The organism is Geobacillus sp. LYN3, from assembly GCF_003064505.1.
In the GTDB taxonomy this organism is placed as follows: Bacteria; Bacillota; Bacilli; order Bacillales; family Anoxybacillaceae; genus Parageobacillus_B; species Parageobacillus_B toebii.
Genome location: NZ_QCWL01000001.1, coordinates 1,925,644 through 1,930,492 on the forward strand (window position 1 = coordinate 1,925,644; position 4,849 = coordinate 1,930,492).

General features: G+C 38.1%; 2 protein-coding genes. Both read left to right on the plus strand.

Going from position 1 to position 4,849, the window contains the following annotated elements; translation table 11 throughout:
* Positions 1–673: 673 nt before the first annotated feature.
* A complete protein-coding gene (locus tag DCC82_RS09985) occupies positions 674–2,059 on the plus strand; it encodes an amino acid permease (protein WP_097354540.1) in 1,386 nt (461 codons plus the stop codon).
* Between the two features lie 269 nt (positions 2,060–2,328).
* The gene (locus tag DCC82_RS09990; protein ID WP_097354541.1) at positions 2,329–4,374 is read left to right on the plus strand and encodes a molybdopterin oxidoreductase family protein; all 2,046 of its coding nucleotides are present in this window, start codon (positions 2,329–2,331) and stop codon (positions 4,372–4,374) included.
* Positions 4,375–4,849 lie beyond the last annotated feature (475 nt).

The window sequence follows — 4,849 nt, forward strand, 5'->3', positions numbered from 1 at the left end:
GGCTCCAAGGATGCCTTACGATGCTCCATGGGATGGCGGATGTGGAGTTTTCATAAAACTTTTGACGCTACCTAAGTGATTAATTACAATTTATCATATTCCCATTATAAAAATGATAAAAATTGCTTATATAAACAGAATTATTATAATTTTATGTCAATATTTGAGTAAAAATCAAAAAATTAAACATAGTCAGACAACACCAGTTTATTTTCTCTCTACATTTTTATTTAACATCCTTATCCCCATGATTCCCAAGCTATCAACCTCTTATTAACGCATGAGTAGGTGAATGAGTACCTATAAAATGTGGAAACATATAAAATAGCCCATCTGCCTTTTTTATGGTTGAGTCGAGTCTATCATAGGGTGTAAGGAAACGGACTTTTTTATGCACAATTTTTGTATAACAATAAGTTTTGCGACACGCTATTGACAAACAGAAGAAAATCATTATATTTTAAAAACGTATTTTAATACTCAACTACACAAAAGCGTAAAAGCACAAAAGCTTAAAAGCGTTTAAGCAGAAAAGTTTCAAAAGGAAATTTATTAAAATAAAAAAGCCGCTTTCATCTTAACCATCTTTGGTCATTATTTTAGCTTTTCTCGCTAGTAAGTTTATTTTAGTTTTATAACTCTATTAATATTACGACAGGAAGGCAGGAACAACATGGAAAAAAACCACCAAGATTTAAAGAAAGGTTTATTACCTAGGCACGTCCAGTTTATTGCTCTAGCAGGCATGATTGGAACGGGTATTTTTAAAGGAAGTTCAGATACGTTAAATATAGCGGGGCCAAGTGTCGTTTTTGCTTACTTATTAGGAGGTTTATTATTATTTATTGTGATGGCGGCATTGGCGGAGATGGCCATTGTCTACCCCAACTTAAACGTTCAGCATCTTGTATATAAAGCGTTTGGATTTCATATATCCTTTATCGTAGGATGGCTTTATTGGATCAACTGGACGATTGTCACCATTGTCGAAATTTTAGCGGCAGGAAGCTTCCTAAAATATTGGTTTCCATCCGTACCTTTATGGCTTTTAAGTTTCCTTTGTACCGTCTTGATCGTCGGAATTAACTTGTTTCATGTAAAGTACTATGGGGAGATTGAGTTTTGGTTCGCAGGAATCAAAATTATCGCATTAACCGCTTTTATTATTTTAGGTTTTTGTATTTTAGTAGGAATCATTCCAAGTGCTATTGACAATCCTTTGTCTAACTATACGGAACACGGTGGGTTCTTTCCACATGGAATCGAAGGAATGTTGAGCGCCTTTTTAGTCGTCATCTTTTCATATGGCGGGGCAGAATTGATTGGTGTTACTGTTACAGAAACAAAAGACGCAGAGAAGGTATTGCCAAAAGTAATCAAGGGAACCGTATGGAGAGTCATTCTTTTTTATATTCTTCCTATTCTTATTATATGTGGTTTAATGCCATGGAACAACGTTTCGGGGGAAGACAGTCCATTTGTTCAAGTATTGAGCATCACAGGGCTGCCTGGAGCAGCACATATCATGAATTTTGTTCTCTTAACAGCCGTTTTATCAGCAGCAAACACGGGGATCTATGCAACTTCGAGAATGTTATATTCCATGGCTCAAAACGGTGAAGCTCCAAAAAGGTTATTAAAGATTTCCAAACAAGGAATACCGATAAACGGTATTTCTATCGTCACCATATGTATATTGATTGGGGTATTTTTCGCTTATATGACTCCAGATCAAGTCATCAGCTATCTAATGACGATACCTGGTTTTACGGTTCTTTTAGTATGGATGAGCATTTGCTTGGCACAACTAAAGCTCCGCTCCCATTATAAAGAGAAACCGTTCTTTCAAGTAAAATGGTTCCCATACACAACTATTTTAGCAATCGTATCTTTATTGATCATTTTCATCTCTTTTCTATTTAATAAAGATAATATCATCGGTTCTACCGTTTGCCTTATCATATTAGTACTGCTTGCCACATTTTCTTTTTTGAACAGAAACGGAAGAGAAAAAAACTGTGAATATAAAGGAAAAAAGAGTCTGGTGCAAAATCTCTAAAATTTGGACATTATAGGTCTCTTGGGTTGTATTTCTAAAAAACACAGCCATTCCTAGTTATTATTTATGGCAATATCTTGTTATTAGCATTAAAAAACTCAGATTGAATAGTAAGCCTTAGTAAAATGGGACAAGGAAAAAACACCTCCTGAATCGAAGTATAACTTCATTCGATTGATGGAGGTGTTTGTCTTTATGGAGACAAGAGTTTTTAAATGAACAAAATAGTATTATGATAGATATAACCAGATTATGAAAGGAGCCTATATATGCATTCATTTGTAAAGCAGCCAACAGGTGTATTTCCATCGGTTTGTCCTCTGGATTGCCCTGATCAATGTGGGTTACTGGTACATAAACAAGATGGAAAAATTGTAAAAATACAGGGAGATCCGAATCATCCTGTGACAAAGGGAAATATATGCAATAAAGTACGGAATATGACTGAACGAATCTACGATCCAAAGCGCTTAAAATATCCAATGAAACGTACAGGAGCTAAAGGAGAAGGGAAATTTGAACGGATAAGCTGGGACGAAGCGATTGAGACAATTACTTCCAAATGGAAAGAGCTGATTGAAACAGATGGGCCTGAAAGCATTCTTCCGTATAGCTTTTATGGCAACATGGGAATGCTCAGCGCTGAAGGAATGGACCGGCGGTTTTTTCATCGGTTGGGCGCCTCCCTGCTCGATCGGTCAATTTGTTCGTCAGCTGGCTCGGAAGGCCTTAAATATACAATGGGAGGCGGCTTTGGAATAGACCCTGAAGATACTATTCATTCAAAATTAATCATCTTCTGGGGAATCAATGCTGTAAGCACAAACATGCATCAAGTTGTGCTTGCGCAAAAAGCTAGAAAGAATGGAGCAAAGATTATTGCCATTGATGTACATAAAAATCAAACCGGCCAATTCGCAGATTGGTTCATTCCAATATTGCCGGGTACCGATGCTGCTCTTGCACTGGGCATGATGCATATTTTATTTGCCGAAAACATGGTAGACAACGATTTCTTGAAGAAGTATACAGTCGGACATGAAGAATTGCGTGAGCATGTTGTCCAGTACGATCCCATCACTGTTTCTGGAATAACAGGTGTTCCCGTTGAAGATATTTATAAACTAGCCAGAATGTATGGCCAAATCACACCTTCCTTTATTCGAATCGGCAATGGTCTTCAGCATCATGACAATGGGGGCATGTGTATTCGTACCATTGCTTGTCTTCCTGCCCTGACAGGACAATGGCTTGTAAAAGGCGGCGGTGCCATCAAATCAAATAGTGGTTATTTGGCCCTTAATACAAGGAGCTTGCAACGCCCGGATTTGTTGCAAAATAAACATACACGAATCATAAACATGAATCTGCTCGGTCAAGCATTATTGGAATTAGACCCACCGATAAAATCATTATTTGTGTACGGGACAAACCCTGCGGTTGTTGCACCAAATAGCAATAAAGTAAGAAAAGGTCTGGCAAGGGAAGATCTCTTTGTCGTTGTGCATGACTTATTTTTGACAGAAACAGCAAAATACGCAGATATTGTACTTCCTGCAACATCTTCATTCGAAAATACGGATCTTTATACATCATACTGGCACCATTATGTTCAAATTCAGCAGCCAGTTATTGAACGATATGGGGAGTCCAAATCGAATGTCGAAGTGTTCCAATTGCTTGCGAAAAAAATGGGATTCAAGGATCCATGTTTATATGAGACAGAAGCTGAAATGATTTCGCAAGCCCTAGATAACCCAAACAATCCTTACCTTGAAGGAATCGATTATGAAACATTGGTTAAAAAGCAGTATGTAAAAGCAAATGTAAAACCATTGTTGCCAGGAAAACTGCCAACACCTAGCGGAAAAATTGAACTTTATTCAAGGAAGATGGAACAAGATGGCTACCCTCCTTTGCCAACCTATACACCACTTGTTAACGATGGAGACTTCCCGTTTTTGTTTGTGCCTGGTCCTAACCATAATTTTTTAAACACAACCTTTTCTAATAATGAAAAACACATTTCTTTTGAAAAAGAACCACGTTTGCATATGAATATCAAAGATGCTTTATCGAAGGGGATCAAGGATGGGGATCAAGTCCGAGTGTGGAACAATCGAGGAGAATGTATATTGAAAGTTTCTGTTGGAGAAAACGTGCTTCCAGGTGTCGTTGTCACTCAAGGTCTCTGGGCCGATGCCCCAGGTACGAAACATCTGGTAAATTCTCTTACTCCTGACCGAGTTGCCGATATGGGCAATGGAGCGACTTTCTTTTCGGGGAGGGTGAATGTGGAGAAAGTTTTGGATTGAAGAAAAAAGAAAAATTTGAACATATCCCTGTCAAGTAGACAGTATAATAACCATCCTTCTTCAGTGGCTTAGTTGAACCCCCTTGGGTGCCAAGGGGGTCTGTTTATGGGAACTTCCTTTAAGATGAATGATGTGAATATAATGTTCGTGATTTTCGTTTATCTTTGTAGCCCAGGATATTGCCAAATTCCGGAATCCCGAAACAGGTCACGGTAGATCACAAGCATTTCATCTTTCATTACTTTGTGTGCTTCCTCGATTGTTGGGTAGTCCAAATAAACAACATTGGTGAATTTTCTGTTGGTATGTTTGCCATTCATTTTATCATAGGCTCCGTTAATCAATACTGTTGATTAATTTAAAGCGGAAAATTATTGAAGGTATTGCACGCTGTATGTACGAAGCACCAAGCGTTCGATGCGAAGCGAATGATGCAGGACATCTTTGGCCTCGAAACGGCTGCTTGATGCCTATA

What these genes read in the sequence shown, in the direction of transcription:
- DCC82_RS09985 (WP_097354540.1), top strand. Translation starts at nt 674, where the DNA reads ATGGAAAAAAACCACCAAGATTTAAAGAAAGGTTTATTACCTAGGCAC.
- DCC82_RS09990 (WP_097354541.1), top strand. Translation starts at nt 2,329, where the DNA reads ATGCATTCATTTGTAAAGCAGCCAACAGGTGTATTTCCATCGGTTTGT.